The sequence below is a fragment of the Staphylococcus sp. EG-SA-15 genome (assembly GCF_017151895.1).
GTDB classification, from domain to species: Bacteria; Bacillota; Bacilli; order Staphylococcales; family Staphylococcaceae; genus Staphylococcus; species Staphylococcus aureus.
Genome location: NZ_JACVZN010000043.1, coordinates 1 through 18530, shown reverse-complemented (window position 1 = coordinate 18530; position 18530 = coordinate 1). Strand labels below are relative to the sequence as shown.

Sequence of the window (18530 nt, the reverse complement as noted above, 5' to 3'; positions counted from 1 at the left end):
TATCTTAGATAGTAGCCAACGGCTACAGTGATAACATCCTTGTTAAATTGTTTATATCTGAAATAGTTCATACAGAAGACTCCTTTTTGTTAAAATTATATTATAAATTCAACTTTGCAACAGAACCGTATTTATTATGCATTTAGAATATTAAAATTCCTTCATTACACTCTTGGCGGTTTCACTTATCAACTTATCATTTGGCTTATCACTTTTATTGTCTTTATTCGTAAAAATGACTAAAACAATAGGTTCAGATTGGCCCTTAGGATAAACAAAAGCAACATCATTTCTAGAAGCATATGTTATTGCTTGACCACTTTTATCAGCAACCTTACAGTCTTTTGAAACACCGTCTTTAATTAAAGTATCTCCGCTTTTATTATTTAACATTAAATCAAGTAAGAATTTTTTGTTTTCTTTGCTTAATTTTCCATTTGCGATAAGTTTATTTAAAGTCTTACCGAAAGCAGCAGGTGTTGAAGTATCTTTTTTGCTCTTTGGTGAATAGTAATTTAATTCTATCTCATATCTAACTGGATTTGTTACTTTATCTCCTAGTTCTTTTAGACGTTGTTTAACTTTTTTGATTCCACCAATTTCTTTTATAATTTTATTGTTTGCTGTATTATCACTATATGCCATTGAAGCCTCAATAAGTTCTTTTAAAGTGATATCTTTTCCTACATATTTTTCTAAAATAGGAGAATAAGCAACTATATCATCTTTGTTAATATGTATTTTTTTATTTAACTTATTATAAGGTACTTGTTCTAACAAAATAGCACTATTTATCGCTTTTGAAGTCGAAGCATAGGCAAATCTCTTATCTGAATTAAATTTTACTTCCTTACCACTTTTAGTATCTAAAGCATAAACACCAATATGAGCATTATATTTTTTTTCTAAATCATTTAACTCTTTGGCATGTGAACTGTTTGAATTACATGCACTTAAAACTAAAGCAATTGCAATTAAAAATATTAACTTTTTCAAAATAAACCCTCCAATATTACAGTTGTAATTTTTACAAATTAATAATATTACAATTGTAATATTGGTGTCAATTGTTTATTATAAATAATTGAAAGAAGGTGTCAAAATGGCTAAATTACTAATAATGAGCGTAGTAAGCTTTTGTTTTATATTTCTATTGTTAGTATTTTTTAGGTATATATTAAAACGCTATTTTAATTATAGTTTAAATTATAAAGTTTGGTATCTAACTGTGCTTGCTGGATTAATTCCTTTTATCCCAATTAAATTCTCTTTTATAAAATTTAATAATGTGAATAATCAATCGCCCACAGTTGAAAGTAGGTCACACGACTTGAACCATAACATAAATACCACCAAACCTGTTCAAGAGTTCACAACAGATATCCATAAGTTTAATTGGGATTCAATTGATAATATCTGCACAGTTATTTGGATAGTTTTGGTTATTATTTTAAGTTTTAAATTTTTGAAATCCTTATTATATCTTAAATATTTAAAGAGACAGTCACTTTATCTAAACGAAAATGAAAAAAATAAAATAGATACGATACTTTTCAACCATCAATATAAAAAAAATATTGTGATTCGAAAAGCAGAGACTATTCAATCTCCAATAACTTTTTGGTATGGGAAATATATTATTTTGATTCCTAGTTCATATTTTAAAAGTGTAATTGACAAAAGACTAAAATATATAATATTGCATGAATATGCTCATGCTAAAAATAGAGATACTTTACATTTAATTATCTTTAATATCTTCTCTATTGTTATGAGTTACAATCCATTAATACATATTGTAAAAAGAAAGATAATTCATGACAATGAAGTAGAAGCCGATAGATTTGTTCTTAATAATATTAACAAAAATGAATTTAAAACTTATGCGGAATCTATTATGGACTCCGTATTAAATATTCCATTTTTTAATAAAAATATATTAAGCCATTCATTTAATGGTAAAAAGTCATTACTCAAAAGAAGATTAATTAATATAAAAGAAGCCAATTTGAAAAAACAGTCCAAATTAATTCCAATTTTTATTTGTATTTTTACTTTTTTGCTCATGGTAATTCAAAGCCAGTTTTTGATGGGGCAATCCATAACTGATTATAATTATAAAAAGCCCTTACAGAACGATCACCAAATTTTAGATGAAAGTAAAAATTTTGGTTCAAATAGTGGATCTTTCGTCATGTACAGCATGAAGAAAGACAAATACTATATTTATAATGAAAAAGAAAGTAGAAAGAGATATTCTCCTGATTCAACTTATAAAATTTATTTAGCGATGTTTGGACTTGACCATCATATCATAAGTGATAAAAATTCACGTATGTCATGGAATCATAAACATTATCCTTTCGAGTCTTGGAATAAGGAACAAGATTTAAATACAGCAATGCAAAATTCAGTTAATTGGTACTTCGAACGTATTAGTAATCAAATACCAAAGAACTATACTGCGGCTCAACTCAAGCAATTAAATTATGGTAATGAAAACTTGGGAAGTTATAAAAGCTATTGGATGGAAGATAGTTTGAAAATATCTAATCTTGAACAAGTAATAGTTTTTAAAAATATGATGGAACAAAATAACCATTTTAGTAAAAAAGCAAAGAATCAATTATCTTCTTCATTATTGATTAAGAAAAATGAAAAGTATGAACTGTATGGGAAAACAGGTACAGGTATAGTAAACGGGAAGTATAATAATGGGTGGTTTGTAGGTTACGTAATTACAAATCATGATAAGTATTATTTTGCTACACATTTATCAGATGGAAAGCCGTCTGGGAAAAATGCTGAATTAATCAGTGAAAAAATATTAAAAGAAATGGGTGTTTTAAATGGCCAATAAGCAAGTTGAAATATCTATGGCTGAATGGGATGTTATGAATATAATATGGGATAAAAAATCAGTATCAGCTAATGAAATTGTAGTTGAAATTCAAAAATATAAAGAAGTTAGCGATAAAACGATTAGAACATTAATCACAAGACTATATAAAAAAGAGATTATAAAACGATACAAATCAGAGAATATTTATTTTTACTCATCAAATATTAAAGAAGACGATATTAAAATGAAAACTGCTAAAACCTTTCTTAATAAACTGTATGGAGGGGACATGAAAAGTTTAGTGCTGAATTTTGCGAAAAATGAAGAATTAAATAACAAAGAAATTGAAGAATTGCGAGACATTTTAAATGATATTAGTAAAAAGTAATTAGAGATATGTTTCAAACATAATACATATGTAAACTATGCTTGACTCTTATTAAATTAGTTTTGTTAATAACATTTAAAATATTTTATTAAATATGAGAGTGTCCAGAAAATAACCATTTTCTATACACTCTCTTTTTATGTCTATATATATAGCAAGTATACATATTTTAGTGTTCAATAACCCAACAGAAAATCTATGTTCATAAATATGGTTAGAATTAAGTTATGATACAATGAAGATGTATATAGGAGGTTTGTATTTTGAAAATAGGTTATGCAAGAGTTTCAACTGGTTTACAAAATTTAAATTTGCAGGAAGATCAATTAAATCAATATGGTTGTGAAAAGATATTTAGCGACCACATAAGTGGATCAAAAAGTAAACGTCCTGGTTTAGATAAAGCCATTGAATTTGCGAGGGCAGGAGATACGATTGTTGTTTGGAGACTAGATAGACTAGGGCGTAATATGGAAGATTTAATCACATTAGTTAATGAACTTAATAATCGAGGCGTGAGTTTTCATAGTTTAGAAGAAAATATAACAATGGATAAATCAAGTTCTACAGGACAATTGTTATTTCATTTATTCGCAGCATTTGCAGAGTTTGAACGCAACTTAATTTTAGAACGTTCTTCAGCAGGACGAATTGCCGCTCGTGCTAGAGGACGCTATGGAGGTCGTCCCGAAAAATTAAATAAACAAGATTTAAAGTTACTCAAAACACTTTATGATAATGGAACACCAATTAAAACTATTGCAGAACAATGGAAAGTTTCACGTACCACAATCTATCGTTATCTCAATAGGTTAAATAATCAAGAAAATAAAGATAAATAATATTACTAAGTTTTAAGAAAGATAAAAATAGACAGGACACACCCTAATCATACAAACAGTGTTGTTGATTTTATAGCAACTAAAACGTATGATTAGGGTGTATGTTAATTATGGGGTGAGAACCAATGATTGTTGGCTATGCGAGGGTATCATCGCTTGATCAAAATTTAGAAAGACAACTAGAAAATTTAAAAACGTTTGGTGTTGAAAAAATATTTACAGAAAAACAATCAGGAAAGTCGGTAGAAAATAGACCTATTTTGCAAGAAGCACTTAATTTTGTAAGAATGGGCGATCGGTTTGTCGTGGAGTCAATTGATCGTTTAGGACGTAATTATGATGAAGTAATCAACACAGTTAATTATTTAAAAGACAAAGAAATTCAATTGATGATTACCAGTTTACCTATGATGAATGAAGTGATTGGTAACCCATTATTAGATAAATTTATGAAAAGCTTAATCATCCAAATTTTAGCAATGGTTTCAGAACAAGAAAGAAATGAAAGTAAACGTAGACAAGAACAAGGTATTAAAATTGCGAAAGAAAAAGGTGTGTATAAAGGACGCCCTTTATTATATTCGCCCAATGCGAAAAATCCTCAAAAACGTATTATTTATCATAGAGTTGTAGAGATGTTGGAAGAAGGTCAAGCAATTAGTAAAATTGCGAAAGAAGTGAATATAACAAGACAGACTGTTTATAGAATTAAACACGATAATGACTTGATTTAATAAACTTTACTTCGATGTAAATGAGAGCTTCTCATAGCGTCCCAAAACGGATGATAATAATCGATTATGAGCTTTTAAAGACAAGAAAAGAGAGTGCAAATATGCTCTCTCTTTTTTCTATATTCTTTTTCTCAATAACGTTCGTTTTTGAGACTAGAATTTTATGCCCTACTTACTTCTTTTATTTTCATTCAAATATTTGCTTGTATGATGAGTCGAAAATGGTTATAATATACTCAAATAAATATTTGAATGAAGATGGGATGATAATATGAAAAAAAAGATACTTGTGAAATTTTTTGTTATGACGAAGAAAAGGTTAATCGAATACAAGGGGATTTACAAACAGTTGATATTTCTGGTGTTAGCCAAATGTTAAAGGCTATTGCCGATGAAAATAGAGCAAAAATTACTTACGCTCTGTGTCAGGATGAAGAGTTGTGTGTTTGTGATATAGCAAATATCTTAGGTGTTACGATAGCAAATGCATCTCATCATTTACGTACGCTTTATAAGCAAGGGGTGGTCAACTTTAGAAAAGAAGGAAAACTAGCTTTATATTCTTTAGGTGATGAACATATCAGGCAGATAATGATGATCGCCCTAGCACATAAGAAAGAAGTGAAGGTCAATGTCTGAACAAAAGGTTAAACTAATGGAAGAAGAAATGAACGTCTATCGGGTCCAAGGATTTACATGTTCAAATTGTGCAGGAAAGTTTGAGAAAAATGTTAAAAAGATTCCAGGCGTTCAGGACGCAAAAGTAAACTTTGGCGCTTCTAAAATTGATGTATATGGAAATGCATCGGTTGAAGAACTTGAAAAAGCAGGTGCTTTTGAGAATCTAAAAGTATCTCCTGAAAAACTAGCGAATCAAACGATACAAAGGGTTAAAGATGACACTAAGGCTCATAAAGAAGAGAAAACACCATTTTATAAAAAACATAGTACATTGCTGTTTGCCACACTACTAATTGCTTTTGGTTACCTTTCTCACTTTGTAAATGGAGAAGATAACCTCGTAACTTCCATGTTATTTGTAGGTTCTATTGTAATTGGCGGATATTCATTATTTAAAGTCGGTTTTCAAAATTTGATACGCTTTGATTTCGACATGAAAACCCTGATGACCGTTGCCGTTATTGGAGCTACCATTATTGGTGAATGGGCAGAGGCATCTATTGTTGTTATTCTCTTTGCAATCAGTGAAGCACTTGAACGCTTCTCTATGGACAGAGCAAGACAATCCATACGTTCATTGATGGATATCGCCCCAAAAGAAGCACTAGTTAGACGAAATGGTCAGGAAATAATAATCCATGTGGACGATATCGCTGTGGGTGATATCATGATTGTCAAACCAGGGGAGAAAATTGCCATGGATGGAATCATTGTGAATGGCTTGTCGGCTGTCAATGAGGCAGCTATAACAGGAGAATCTGTTCCCGTCTCCAAAGCGGTAGATGACGAAGTATTTGCAGGTACGCTTAACGAAGAGGGACTAATTGAAGTAAAAATCACCAAATACGTAGAAGATACAACCATTGCCAAGATTATTCATCTTGTTGAAGAAGCACAAGGGGAGCGTGCTCCAGCCCAAGCATTCGTTGATAAATTTGCGAAATACTACACTCCGATCATTATGGTTATTGCAGCCTTGGTTGCAGTCGTTCCACCCCTATTCTTTGGTGGCAGTTGGGATACATGGGTTTATCAAGGATTAGCAGTTCTTGTAGTTGGATGTCCTTGTGCATTAGTTATTTCTACTCCAATCTCGATTGTCTCGGCAATTGGAAATGCAGCGAAAAAAGGTGTGTTGGTTAAAGGTGGTGTCTATCTCGAGAAATTAGGAGACATTAAGACAGTCGCATTTGATAAAACAGGAACACTGACAAAAGGTGTACCAGTGGTAACAGATTTTGAAGTATTAAATGACCAAGTGGAAGAAAAAGAGCTATTCTCTACCATTACAGCTTTAGAATATCGTTCACAACATCCACTTGCTTCAGCAATAATGAAAAAGGCAGAGCAAGATAATATCCCTTATTCTAATGTACAAGTGGAAGAATTCACTTCGATTACTGGGCGAGGTATAAAAGGGATTGTAAACGGAACTACTTACTATATTGGAAGCCCAAAACTTTTCAAGGAATTAAATGTTTCCGATTTTAGCCTTGGGTTTGAAAACAATGTAAAAATCCTACAAAACCAAGGAAAAACAGCCATGATTATTGGAACGGAAAAAACAATTCTCGGCGTAATTGCCGTTGCAGATGAGGTTCGTGAAACAAGTAAAAATGTGATTCAAAAACTTCATCAGTTAGGTATCAAGCAAACAATTATGCTGACAGGTGATAATCAAGGTACTGCAAATGCAATCGGTACACATGTAGGCGTTTCTGATATTCAGTCTGAATTGATGCCACAGGATAAATTAGATTATATTAAAAAAATGCAATCGGAGTATGATAATGTAGCTATGATTGGCGATGGCGTTAATGATGCTCCAGCACTTGCTGCATCTACTGTTGGAATTGCAATGGGCGGTGCTGGAACAGATACTGCAATTGAAACAGCTGATATTGCATTAATGGGAGATGATTTAAGTAAGCTTCCATTTGCAGTAAGACTCAGTCGAAAAACTTTAAATATCATTAAAGCTAACATCACTTTTGCTATCGGAATTAAAATAATTGCCTTACTATTAGTTATCCCGGGATGGTTAACCCTTTGGATAGCGATTCTTTCCGATATGGGAGCTACTATTTTGGTAGCATTAAATAGTTTACGACTGATGAGAGTGAAGGATAAATAGGTAGAAAACAGGGTTATGTTGCAAAGTAAAAAATATAGCTAACCACTAATATATCATGTCAGTGTTCGCTTAACTTGCTAGCATGATGCTAATTTCGTGGCATGGGGAAAATCCGTAGATCTGAAGAGACCTACGGTTCTTTTTATATAGAGCGTAAATACATTCAATACCTTTTAAAGTATTCTTTGCCGTATTGATACTTTGATATCTTGTCTTTCTTACTTTAATATGACGGTGATCTTGCTCAATGAGGTTATTCAGATATTTCGATGTACAATGACAGTCAGGTTTAAGTTTAAAAGCTTTAATTATTTTAGCCATTGCTACCTTCGTTGAAGGTGCCTGATCTGTAACTACCTTTTGAGGTTTACCAAATTGTTTAATGAGACGTTTGATAAACGCATATGCTGAATGATTATCTCGTTGCTTACGCAACCAAATATCTAATGTATGTCCCTCTGTATCAATGGCACGATATAAATAGCTCCATTTTCCTTTTATTTTGATGTACGTCTCATCAATACGCCATTTGTAATAAGCTTTTTTATGCTTTTTCTTCCAAATTTGATATAAAATTGGTGCATATTCTTGAACCCAACGGTAGACCGTTGAATGATGAACGTTTACACCACGTTCCCTTAATATTTCAGATATATCACGATAACTCAATGCATATCTTAGATAGTAGCCAACGGCTACAGTGATAACATCCTTGTTAAATTGTTTATATCTGAAATAGTTCATACAGAAGACTCCTTTTTGTTAAAATTATATTATAAATTCAACTTTGCAACAGAACCTTTTTTTGAGATAAATGTTTATAACGATAGTATTGTGGTAGATAACAAATATAGGAAGTCAAAGTAACTCACATATTAAAAAATTAACTTGAAAGGATCTTGTTATAATGAGTTTTGTAGATAAAGCAAAAGATGCAGCTGAAAAATTTAAAAATAGTGATAATGAACAAGTAAATAAAGTAAAAGATCAAATTAATGAATACACTGGTGGAGAAAAACACGATAATAAAGACAAAAAAGATGACAAATAATTGATTTTGAGTGATGACTGAGTTCATCACTTTTTTTGTTTTAACCTAAACTAATAAAAGGCTGGGATTTAGGCACTGAACCCTTAAAATGGGAACTTAATAAAAACACTATGTTCTAGGCTGCTAATTCTCTGTATTTTACAGGGGATAAGTAGCCTAGTTTTTGTTGAATTCGATTATTATTATAGTTTTTAATGTATTTTTCGACAATATCTATTACAATATGATTAGAGCTATTAAGCTGATTATTGATGTAAAAAGTTTCAGATTTTAGCGAGGAATGGAAACTTTCTATCGGGGCGTTATCGGCATATTAATTAATAAAAAAATAAATGACTCGATAATCTATATATAAAAATTATCGAGTCATTTATTTTACTTCCAGAACCAGTTATAATCTATTGGTTTCCTCAATTATTTTTCTTAATTCTTCAATAGCACAAATTCTTTCCATTATATTTCTCTCCTTTTTCTTTACATAATTAACTAATTATCAGAAGTTTAATTCACATTAAAAGAGGCTGAGACATAATTCCTAGCCTTTTTTTATTTTAAATATAAACATATAACATGTTACCTTATTTAAACATTATAGAAGTAACTAAGAGAGTCACACCAGACAGACAAATTGAAGTTATACATATTACTATGAAAGGTTTAAGTGCCTTTGAAATAACTTCTTTTAAAACGATATTCAATCCTAGAGCAACCATCGCCATTAACATACATACCGTTGTAATAACATTTATAATATTCATAAGTAATGAAGGAATAGGAATAAATGTATTGACACAAGCCATTAAGATAAAGCCAATGAGAAAATAAGGAATATCGACTTTTTGTTGTACTTGACTTGAGTGTGACTTATAACGCATATACAAAATTAAGACAATGCTTAATGGAATAAGTAAAAACACACGGCCTAATTTTCCAAGTAAAGCAAATGTCATTGCCTCTGGTCCGCCAATATCTGCTGCTAAGACGACATGAGCGATTTCATGTAGGCTGATACCTGTCCAAGCGCCATAAGTTATAGTAGGTATGTTAAAAATAGCCTTGATAGCTGTATAAATAAGTGCAAATATAGTTCCAATTAGTGCAATAATACCTACACTTATTGCAATGTCTTTTTCTTTAGATTTTAAGATTGGTGCTGTAGCTGCAATAGCTGCAGCACCACATACTCCTGTACCAATACCAAGTAATATAGAGATATCTTTATTTCCTTTAATAATTTGATTCAAAATTAAAGTTAAACTTATTGAAAAGATAATTACGATAATATCAATAAGTAGTAATTTCCAGCCCTTACCTAAGATGTCCCCCATGTTTAGTTTTAACCCATATAAGATAATCGCAAATTTTAATAAACGTTTCGATGCAAACGTAATGCCTGGACGAATATGTTCAGGATAACCTATGACTTGGCGGTATATCATCGCAAAAATGATAGCAATAGCTAATGCCCCAATCGTATGTAAAATAGGAAATTCAGCTAATATATAACTGATCATTGCGATTATAAATGTAAACATAATACCTTTCATAAATGAAGGCTGCGTTATTGATTTCATATGTACGTTCACCTCGATATAAAATCTTAGCACGTTATTGTTATAACGTTAAATAAATTATTAGTATAGTATATATATCAAAAATGTTATATTAAACTTAAAGGAGAATGATGCATGGATCCGTACAAGGTATTAATTGAAGTAATGAAAACAGAAAGCTTTACTAGAGCAGCAGAACATTTATATACTTCGCAACCTTCTGTGAGTCGTGATATTAAACGTTTAGAATTAAAATATCATGTTAAAATATTTGAATTTAAATCTCCCTATTTAAAATTAACTAGAGATGGCGAAAAGCTATTACAATATGCATTGCAGCGGGAAAGTATTGAACAAGAATTATGGCAAAACTTAACATCGGAATCTGAGATCATCTCAGGTACTTTAACAATTGGAAGCAGTTATACATATGGTGAATATTTATTATCAAAACAGCTTACCAGTCTTATGCAACAATATCCTAAGTTACATATTCATTTACGTGTTAATAATTCAGATTCTGTTATAAATGATATTAAACACAACAGAGTAGATATAGGTATTGTAGAAAAGGAAATTCAAGATAATGCAATAGAATGTAAGAAAATAATGGAAGACGAAATGGTGTATATTTACAAAAAGTCGCTTCAACCTAGAATGGATATATGTTTCGTTAGAGAAAAAGGGTCTGGAACAAGGTTTTATCAGGAAGTAGGTCTTTCTGAGTTGAAATTAAATCCATATTTGGTAGAAATTAATAATATTAAGATTATCAAACAAATGGTAGAAGCTGGAAATGGGTTTGCGATTATTTCAAAATCAGCAATTCATCCCGAGGATTATGAAAAATTAATGATAACAACTTTAAATGTGAAACGTCGCTATTACCTTGCTCAACATGTTGATAAATATATTGATAAAAATATTAGAACTGTCATTGAAATGATTATGAAGTAGAGTATATAAAAAAGCCGAGACTAGGAATTGGACTGACCCCAATTAGTTGGAATTACATAAAAACACTTTCGTTGAATTCATATTAAAATGAATCATACGGAGGTGTTTTTATTTTATTTCCACAAATCGGAGTCAGTTCATAACTTATAAGTTTCTTTTAAATAGTTTATAAGTCTAAAGCTAAAATACAACAACTGTTGAAGATAGTAAGCGTGAGACAAATTTAATATTCTTTATCTATAGGATTGAATATATCCGTATTTCCACCTCGTTCTTGCACAATTTTAGATGCTACTTCGTTTCCCCATATACAAGCTTTTTCAATACTTTGGTTATCTAGCAAACCTGCTGTGTGTGAATCACCAGCGCCTATAGTATCAGTTACAGGAATCTTTTCCCCCTCTAAAATCTTAACTTTACACTTATTTGCTATAAGAGTACCTTCGTTGCCTAATGTAACTATCACAGGTTGATTAGTCTGTTTACTTACTTCTAATGCCGCATCTTTCACATGATTCTCACTACTCAATTGTAATATTTCATCTTCTATATACAATATATACCATGTATCCGGTGTATATATTGTATACACGTATAACCTACATAAAAATCAAAATATAGAACAATGATATATAAAAGATGAATAAACAATAATTATAAGTAAAAGGCTTAAACGTTGATTTAATAACGTTTAAGCCTTTGTTTACAGTTAACATAATCGGTGATTATCAGAAGTTTCATCACTATAAAAGGTGTATCAAAGATTTATACTCCCTTGATACACCTTTTACATTCATTTTTAATTACCGAAGAATCGACTCCAAAATCCCTTTTTAGGTGGTTCTACCTCCCTATTATCATCAGAATCACTCTTCGTTTCTTCAACGAACTTATCCTCTTTTGTTAATTCACCTTCATCTGTACTGTCATTCTTTTTCTCTTCGGCTATATCCTTGTAATTTACTTCTGTTGGTTGACGCTTTGTTTGTTGTTGGTTGATATTTTGCGATTCTTCAGTAAAAGTTGCTTCTTGCGGATTAATATTTTGTCTATTATTCGTCGCTGTATCAAAAGAATAATTAAGCTGTCTTTCTTCTTCTAATTGACTTTCTAGTTTTTGAATTTTTTTATTGCTTTCTAAAGCTAATATTTGTTGATTCTCCAACAATTTATTTAATGTATTAACATTGCTATTTTGTTGATCTAATTGCTTAGTTAAATTCTCAATATATTTTTCATCATTTTTAGCTCTAGTTTCAAAGATTTCTATTTGCTTTTCTAATTCGTTTACTTTTGTTTTTAATGTCTCAGAACTATTTGAATTATTATATATATTCTTTTCTGCTTTTGCAGTATTTTCACCAAACAATTCTTTTTTTACTGATTCTTTATTTTGGATTGTACTCTCTTTCTTAGTAATTTTTTCTATAATTTTCAAATAATCATTATCATCAATATAATTAATCCCATTTTCTTTTTCAAAAGTTATATTTAAACTTTTAGCATTATTAACAATAGTTTGTTTAGTTACACCTAATTCATCAGCAACCATTTTAATAGTTCTCATAACATCCACCCTTAGGTACCTAATTTAGTACCTAAATTTTACCACCTAATGAAGTTTATTTCATCAATTACCACTAAATTTACTACCTATTTACTACATATGCACCTAATTAGCTACCTACAATATGTTTTTGAAGCTTAATTAGGTACTAAAACAATGAACTACACATTTTGCCATGGCAATGTGCTTTTAACTACATTTAAAACTCTTTATATACTTTCTTAAAAGTGTTAATATTGCTTTATAAATACTAAAAGAGTCAATGCTATTGGCGTAGCATTGACTCTCGGTAATAAAACGATTCGCACTCGTTTGTTTATATATTTTTTGATACTTGTATTATATCTATCTAATCATCTAAGTGCAAGCACAAAACATATAACTTACGTAAAAATTGTTTTATTACCTCAATCCTAAAAATGGAAATGAGGTTTTTATTATGCCCAATTTTGAAAAATACAATTTATCACAAGTAAAAACTGAAAGGTTTTATCAACTACCTAAATATTTATTCGAAGATGCATATTTTAAAAAAATGTCGGCGGAAGCCAAAATTATGTATGCGTTATTAAAAGATCGCTTTGAATTATCCATCCAAAATGAATGGGTAGATAAAAATAATAACATTTACTTTATTTTCAGTAATAAACATTTGTGCGAATACTTAGGTTATGCAGAACAAAAAATTATAAAATTAAAAAAAGAGTTAATAAGTTTTAATTTACTAACTCAAGAACGTGTTGGCCTTAATAAACCAAATAGATTATATTTATTAAAACCTAATTATGACATTAAAGCCAGTCATAGCAAGGAACTTCCAAATTCACAGTTCCAGAACAATGAATTTGGAAGTTCTAGAACTGTGAATTTAAGTGGTCAAGAACTTCCAAATTCACAGTCTAATGATACTGAGAATAATGATACTGATTATATTAAGACTGAGAGTAATGATACGAATGATTTGAATGATAATAAACTAACTTTTCCTAGTAATCATACAAATCATTCAAATCACGACAATTCAAACTTTAATAATGAAGCTTTAAAATTCCAATTACTCGAAGAATTACCACAAAGTATTAAAAACTATCTAAGTAACTTTGAAGTAGCTGAAATTAAAATTATCAAAACTGTATTATTAAAAGCCAAAACATCTTTCAATAATGCGATTGATAGCTACTACTTGTTAGAAGATATGGAAATAGAAATACTTCATGTTCTTAAACGTTTCAAAGCTATGCTTATTCAAAAAAATGAAACTGTTGAATCAATGCAAGGATACTTAATGAAATCTCTTAAGTCTGAATTCGCTGAAATGCATACGCTTAATAAACGACGTGATCATTTACCCATCACTTCTTTATTTAATCAATAATGATTGATTTAGAGAGCATCTTTAAATAGATGTTCTCTTTTTTTTACTAACAGGTGGTTGCTAAGGCAACCACCTAGATCAAACGAAAGGTAAGGGAGGAGATAACAAAATAACATCAATACAATTTCACAACATAGCATGCTGCTATTAAAGAAGGGAGGAACATATATGAGTAATAAGAAAAAGATTAAAGTTACATTGGCAATGATTAATGTTCTTTTAACTGCAGTCGAACTTTATCTTCAATGGCAATTGAGTAAATCTGAAAATGAACTGTAGTTAAGCAAGTAGGTGGGGCTAAAACGTTTCTGTTTTAGTCCTATTTTTTCTATAAACGGTTATTATTCGTTTAAAAATGGCTCAAACATGTCGCATAAGATGAAAAATAAAATGATCATTTAGCGTTGTTTTAACTTTTAAAAATGTAAAAATGGTTAACATTTTTATATTCTTTAGCAATCTTTCTTAATTATAAAAGTGACTTAAAAAAACGTTTCTGTCATTTATTTTGTTAATGATTGGAAAGAAAAAGTTGAATTTATCATTCCATAAAATCAAAATTCAGATTCAATTGATATACATCATAAGCAAAAAGTAAGTCGTTAATGTTCAAGACATGGGTTGAATGTAATTTTAAATTTGATTTTTTCTATCCCAAACTAAGTAACTATTTTTACTTAGTTTTCTCTTTTTTTATCTCCAATTATTTTACTAACAATGCTTATTTTGAAAATAAAAATAAGCACTTAAAGTAAAAAGTAAAGAAAAAAATAGCTACTTTTGTCTTCAGAAATGTTTTGTTTTTGGAAATATTACAAACATGAGAGTCTTTTTAAAGAGTATTTAACATGAGCATAAGGAAATCTAGTACCACCTTTGGTGGTATTCAGCATAGCTGAAAGATTTACCTTTTATTCATTATGCTCAATTGTTCATCATAAATAGCTTAAAAGCTTTATATACAGGTGATTATAAGTATTCTTATACATTGAACTTTAGAGTGTAATATAACACTTTAATACAGACTCTTTACAATTGTTACAAGACCACTTTTAATTGTCTGAATACTCCTTTTTTTGTTGATTTCATAGGCCTCAGTCGACGTCGAGACTCTTAAGAGTCTTAATTTTTTTAACCAAAGACTCTGAAGACTCCTACTTTTAGTATTAATTTCAACAGGAAAATCACTAAAAAAGTAATCTAAGCAATTCATACATTTGTTTCACTTTTTGAAATTGATTAAATACTTTTTTCTCAATATCAAACTCAATAATGATCATATTATTTATTTTTTAAGTTCAAAAAAAGAGAAAGAATAAAACAATTTCTATACGTTTCTATGCTCAATTTTATTAAAAAGTGAATCGAAATAAAGATCATTTTATCTTTTTATTAACTAGAGAATTAAAAAATATAAAATGTATAATAAGATTCATCGAAATGATTATACTCAAAATTTTTTATTTTAAGCTTCCTAAAATTATTTTAATTAACTATAAAATGTTAATTGAAAAACAGAGTATTATTTATTTTAGACTGTCTAAAGAAATAAAATAGAACGGAAAACATGCCAAATTACATTTTCTAAAAGAAAGTGATTTGACAGTATATTTTTATATTTGGAATAAAAAGAGTATTTAACGAGTGAACTTTTTGATTTAACAGAAAGTGAAAAACAAGAAATTAATCATCAAGTGATTGATGAAATTGAAGAAGAAAAATAAAAATAAAAGCATAAAGTGAGAAATGAATAAAATTATTGAATTTTGTTGTTTATAACAATTTCTTTTTTTCGCTAAACTTAATATATTTTTAACTAAATTAAGTGTCATATTTTTAGGATGAATGATATATAATATTTTATATAATATTAAAACAAAGGAGATTAAATTATGAAAAAAGTTACTGGTTTGGTAGTAAGTATTGTTTTTTTAATTACTTTATCTGCTTGTGGAGCTGAAAAAACTAAAACATTTGTTGGAGAAGAATCTAATGTGAAAATGGAGATAACTTATACATATAAAGGGGACGAAATAATTAAACAAAAATCTGTAAATACTTTGAAATATAGCGATTTTAGTCTGAATGATGATACATCTAAAAAAATAATGAAGGAAGCAATAGAGAAAGAAAGTAAAAAAATGCAAGACGTTAAAGGTGTAAAGGAAACTGTTAAAGAGAATGATGAAGGGATTGTAGAAACTATAACTATAGATTTAAAAAATGCTGATATTGATACTTTAAAATCTAAAGATATTGTTAGTATGTCTGGTAATACAGGGAATGGTTTTAGTATGAAGAAAACTGAGAAGGAAATGAAAAAAGAAGGTTTTAAAGAAAAAGAAGACTAATTTTGACTGAATATATTTTATACACTTGGAATAACGTTAGCAAAAAGCTGGCGTTATTTTTTATTTTTAATGACTTTTATAATTAAAATGTTCAACAGGAATGATTGCTCAAATTTTCCAAATATCGCCTTAAAATTAAAAATAAAGGTATTCTGATTTGTAATAAATTAGAATATAAAAAAGAGCTACCATTTAAAATTTAAGTAGCTCTTACTCACTTTTTGGCTGATTAAAAAGTGGCAAAGTATTAAAAATCAAGAAAGAATATTTTAATTATAACATGGCAGTTATGACGAGAAAATTTATTGATCGTTGAGAAGAACCCTTAACTAAACTTGTAGACGAATATCGGTATAGCGTGAGCTATTAAACCGACCATTCGACAAGTTTAGGGATTGTCAAGGATTCCGAGGATCAACGTCAATAAAGCAATTACTTTTAAGATAGATTATTATTTTCAAATAATTGTTTTGAAATTTCTTTTGCTTGTTTAAGATTTAATATTTTATGAGATTCTTTATTTGGCAAACTATTTAAATAGTTTTCGGCGTTATTTTTGCTTGTGAAAAAGTGTATGTAAGGACAGCAATTTTTGTCACAATCTTCTTTTTGACAAACATCTTTGTATGAAATGTAAATATTACTTTTGTTGTGATTGATTATTTTATTATCTTTTATTTCTAGCTTAATTTTTTCTTTAGTTAATTCGTCTTCGCTTAAAATTAATATGTTTAAGCTTGTTGTATAATATATACCTATGGCGTCTATTGCACACATTGCAAATAAGGGTTCTTTGCTTTTGTTTGTATAGACGAGTTTATTTGTTTTTTCAGAAGATATAGGATATATACATTTGATTTTATCATTTTCAGTAGTTATAACTTTTTTGTCTATTAAAGATTTATATTCAGGGATTACATCTAATTTTTTATTAGGGTTTTCACAAATTTTATTTATGATATTATTTCTTAATTCGTTTTCTTTTTGATTTAAATCTTTTGTAAAGTTCAATTTTCTGTCTCCAATCGTAATTATTACGATTTGATTATACATGAAATTTCTTTTTTAGAAACGTGTTTCTTCTTATCTTGATACTATAAAAAAAGCAAAGATATAACATAAAATGACTTATCGGAAGTAGATATGCTTGTATATTCACAGATGGTATAATAATAGAGTCGCCTATCTCTCAGGCGTCAATTGACGAAGAGAGGAGGTGCATTACTTTGCTAATCATTTTCGTTCACATCATAGCACCAGTCATCAGTGGCTGTGCTGTTGCGTATTATACTTATTGGCTTAGTAAACGCAACAAATAATTAATAGGCGACTTTATAAGCCAGCATCGAAAAAATCCCCACACTATTGCAGTAGTGTGGGGATTGGTGCATTAATTGTTAATCATTTTCGTTATCTAGATTATAACACTGTTGAGTAGAGAAATGCAAAATTAGTATCTATATAGGAGGATGAAATAAAATAGAGAGTTTTATAGGATTTCTAACAATCTTTTTCTTTGCAACAGAACCATAAAATTAAAGCGAAAAAAGGACGTAAAATAGAATGGCTAGAGTTTACTTTTGATGCTGAGAAACGCATCCATAGTAAGCGACAACCTCAAATGGCGAATGTAGGCCAACCCAAACAATATATCAGTCGAGAAAAAACGCCAAAATGGCTACATGAAAAAAATCAAAACAATACAACTAGAGAAATGACTGAAGAAGAAAAAGCACTATTAAAAGAACAACAACAAGCATTTAGACAACAATTAGAACTAGATTGGGAAGATTAGAAAGTTTACAAAAGATAACATGAAAGATATACTGAAGTTAACAAACAGACAGATACATCATTAGATGTGAAAACCCCAGCATGCCGACCAAAGCATATGCTGGGGTTTCTTTTTTATCGTTTATGTTCTTGATTTAATAAATAAAGAACACGCCCAACAATAATTGGACATACGATATACTTCATAACAAACAGAACGACAATCATTAGATGTGGCACCTCCTTTCTGCACGGAAGTGCTCTCCAATTATAACAAAATCC

16 protein-coding genes and 4 pseudogenes are annotated in these 18530 nt (G+C 29.5%); 12 read left to right on the top strand and 8 right to left on the bottom strand.

Going from position 1 to position 18530, the window contains the following annotated elements:
- Positions 1–71: pseudogene (locus IDG64_RS13655) on the bottom strand (IS6 family transposase); the annotation flags it as partial.
- Between the two features lie 79 nt (positions 72–150).
- Entirely contained in the window at positions 151–996 is an 846-nt protein-coding gene (gene blaZ, locus IDG64_RS13650; protein WP_000733274.1) for a penicillin-hydrolyzing class A beta-lactamase BlaZ, read from the bottom strand.
- A gap of 106 nt (positions 997–1102) precedes the next feature.
- On the opposite strand from blaZ, the gene blaR1 reads away from it, so the two are divergent.
- The 6 genes from blaR1 to cadA all read left to right on the top strand — a co-directional run bounded on the left by blaR1 (position 1103) and on the right by cadA (position 7621).
- The gene (gene blaR1, locus IDG64_RS13645) at positions 1103–2860 is read left to right on the top strand and encodes a beta-lactam sensor/signal transducer BlaR1 (RefSeq protein ID WP_001096386.1); all 1758 of its coding nucleotides are present in this window, start codon (positions 1103–1105) and stop codon (positions 2858–2860) included.
- A complete protein-coding gene (gene blaI / locus IDG64_RS13640; protein ID WP_001284653.1) occupies positions 2850–3230 on the top strand; it encodes a penicillinase repressor BlaI in 381 nt (126 codons plus the stop codon). The genes blaR1 and blaI overlap by 11 nt, the downstream gene beginning before the upstream one ends.
- A 263-nt stretch (positions 3231–3493) precedes the next feature.
- Positions 3494–4072, top strand: coding sequence for a recombinase family protein (locus IDG64_RS13635; protein ID WP_000690625.1), 579 nt, complete (start codon positions 3494–3496; stop codon positions 4070–4072).
- Between the two features lie 125 nt (positions 4073–4197).
- On the top strand, positions 4198–4806 hold the full coding sequence (locus tag IDG64_RS13630; protein ID WP_000635274.1) for a recombinase family protein: 609 nt from the start codon (positions 4198–4200) through the stop codon (positions 4804–4806).
- A 294-nt stretch (positions 4807–5100) separates the two neighbouring features.
- Positions 5101–5445, top strand: coding sequence for a Cd(II)/Pb(II)/Zn(II)-sensing metalloregulatory transcriptional repressor CadC (gene cadC / locus IDG64_RS13625; protein ID WP_143780009.1), 345 nt, complete (start codon positions 5101–5103; stop codon positions 5443–5445).
- Positions 5438–7621: a cadmium-translocating P-type ATPase CadA gene (gene cadA, locus IDG64_RS13620; RefSeq protein WP_000003268.1), complete on the top strand. Its 2184-nt coding sequence runs from the start codon at positions 5438–5440 to the stop codon at positions 7619–7621. The genes cadC and cadA overlap by 8 nt, the downstream gene beginning before the upstream one ends.
- A gap of 69 nt (positions 7622–7690) precedes the next feature.
- On the opposite strand, the gene IDG64_RS13615 is transcribed toward cadA, so the two are convergent.
- Positions 7691–8365 carry an IS6-like element IS257 family transposase gene (locus IDG64_RS13615; protein WP_001105994.1) on the bottom strand — a complete coding sequence of 225 codons (675 nt, stop codon included), beginning with the start codon at positions 8363–8365 and terminating at the stop codon, positions 7691–7693.
- 163 nt (positions 8366–8528) lie between these two features.
- Between IDG64_RS13615 and IDG64_RS13610 the strand changes: the two genes are divergently transcribed.
- Positions 8529–8672 carry an SAS049 family protein gene (locus IDG64_RS13610; protein ID WP_000011355.1) on the top strand — a complete coding sequence of 48 codons (144 nt, stop codon included), beginning with the start codon at positions 8529–8531 and terminating at the stop codon, positions 8670–8672.
- 115 nt (positions 8673–8787) lie between these two features.
- Here the strand turns inward: IDG64_RS13610 and IDG64_RS13605 are convergent.
- Together IDG64_RS13605 and IDG64_RS13600 are read right to left on the bottom strand one after the other, a co-directional pair.
- Positions 8788–8982, bottom strand: a pseudogene (locus tag IDG64_RS13605) (IS3 family transposase); the annotation flags it as partial.
- A 268-nt stretch (positions 8983–9250) separates the two neighbouring features.
- Complete coding sequence (locus IDG64_RS13600; protein ID WP_000836459.1) at positions 9251–10246, bottom strand: YeiH family protein; 996 nt, start codon at positions 10244–10246, stop codon at positions 9251–9253.
- Between the two features lie 114 nt (positions 10247–10360).
- Here IDG64_RS13600 and IDG64_RS13595 point away from each other — a divergent pair, with 114 nt between their 5' ends.
- Positions 10361–11182, top strand: coding sequence for a LysR family transcriptional regulator (locus tag IDG64_RS13595; RefSeq protein WP_000371597.1), 822 nt, complete (start codon positions 10361–10363; stop codon positions 11180–11182).
- 223 nt (positions 11183–11405) lie between these two features.
- Here IDG64_RS13595 and IDG64_RS13590 read toward each other — a convergent pair.
- Positions 11406–11729, bottom strand: a pseudogene (locus IDG64_RS13590) (PfkB family carbohydrate kinase); the annotation flags it as partial.
- 252 nt (positions 11730–11981) lie between these two features.
- On the bottom strand, positions 11982–12749 hold the full coding sequence (locus IDG64_RS13585; RefSeq protein WP_001259173.1) for a DUF536 domain-containing protein: 768 nt from the start codon (positions 12747–12749) through the stop codon (positions 11982–11984).
- 439 nt (positions 12750–13188) lie between these two features.
- On the opposite strand from IDG64_RS13585, the gene IDG64_RS13580 reads away from it, so the two are divergent.
- Both IDG64_RS13580 and IDG64_RS13575 read left to right on the top strand, forming a co-directional pair.
- The gene (locus IDG64_RS13580) at positions 13189–14124 is read left to right on the top strand and encodes a replication initiator protein A (protein WP_001132436.1); all 936 of its coding nucleotides are present in this window, start codon (positions 13189–13191) and stop codon (positions 14122–14124) included.
- Positions 14125–16016: 1892 nt separating this feature from the next.
- Positions 16017–16475, top strand: coding sequence for a DUF1307 domain-containing protein (locus tag IDG64_RS13575; protein WP_000758108.1), 459 nt, complete (start codon positions 16017–16019; stop codon positions 16473–16475).
- Between the two features lie 438 nt (positions 16476–16913).
- Here the strand turns inward: IDG64_RS13575 and merB are convergent, their stop codons facing one another.
- Positions 16914–17486: an organomercurial lyase gene (merB, locus tag IDG64_RS13570; protein WP_001011857.1), complete on the bottom strand. Its 573-nt coding sequence runs from the start codon at positions 17484–17486 to the stop codon at positions 16914–16916.
- Positions 17487–17701: 215 nt separating this feature from the next.
- On the opposite strand from merB, the gene IDG64_RS13565 reads away from it, so the two are divergent.
- Positions 17702–17794, top strand: a complete 93-nt coding sequence (locus IDG64_RS13565; protein ID WP_001791613.1) for a type I toxin-antitoxin system Fst family toxin — start codon at positions 17702–17704, stop codon at positions 17792–17794.
- A 209-nt stretch (positions 17795–18003) separates the two neighbouring features.
- Positions 18004–18270: pseudogene (locus tag IDG64_RS13560) on the top strand (replication initiation protein); the annotation flags it as partial.
- Positions 18271–18530 lie beyond the last annotated feature (260 nt).

What these genes read in the sequence shown, in the direction of transcription:
- blaR1 (WP_001096386.1), top strand. Translation starts at nt 1,103, where the DNA reads ATGGCTAAATTACTAATAATGAGCGTAGTAAGCTTTTGTTTTATATTT.
- blaI (WP_001284653.1), top strand. Translation starts at nt 2,850, where the DNA reads ATGGCCAATAAGCAAGTTGAAATATCTATGGCTGAATGGGATGTTATG.
- IDG64_RS13630 (WP_000635274.1), top strand. Translation starts at nt 4,198, where the DNA reads ATGATTGTTGGCTATGCGAGGGTATCATCGCTTGATCAAAATTTAGAA.
- cadA (WP_000003268.1), top strand. Translation starts at nt 5,438, where the DNA reads ATGTCTGAACAAAAGGTTAAACTAATGGAAGAAGAAATGAACGTCTAT.
- IDG64_RS13615 (WP_001105994.1), bottom strand. Translation starts at nt 8,365, where the DNA reads ATGAACTATTTCAGATATAAACAATTTAACAAGGATGTTATCACTGTA.
- IDG64_RS13610 (WP_000011355.1), top strand. Translation starts at nt 8,529, where the DNA reads ATGAGTTTTGTAGATAAAGCAAAAGATGCAGCTGAAAAATTTAAAAAT.
- IDG64_RS13600 (WP_000836459.1), bottom strand. Translation starts at nt 10,246, where the DNA reads ATGAAATCAATAACGCAGCCTTCATTTATGAAAGGTATTATGTTTACA.
- IDG64_RS13595 (WP_000371597.1), top strand. Translation starts at nt 10,361, where the DNA reads ATGGATCCGTACAAGGTATTAATTGAAGTAATGAAAACAGAAAGCTTT.
- IDG64_RS13585 (WP_001259173.1), bottom strand. Translation starts at nt 12,749, where the DNA reads ATGAGAACTATTAAAATGGTTGCTGATGAATTAGGTGTAACTAAACAA.
- IDG64_RS13580 (WP_001132436.1), top strand. Translation starts at nt 13,189, where the DNA reads ATGCCCAATTTTGAAAAATACAATTTATCACAAGTAAAAACTGAAAGG.
- IDG64_RS13575 (WP_000758108.1), top strand. Translation starts at nt 16,017, where the DNA reads ATGAAAAAAGTTACTGGTTTGGTAGTAAGTATTGTTTTTTTAATTACT.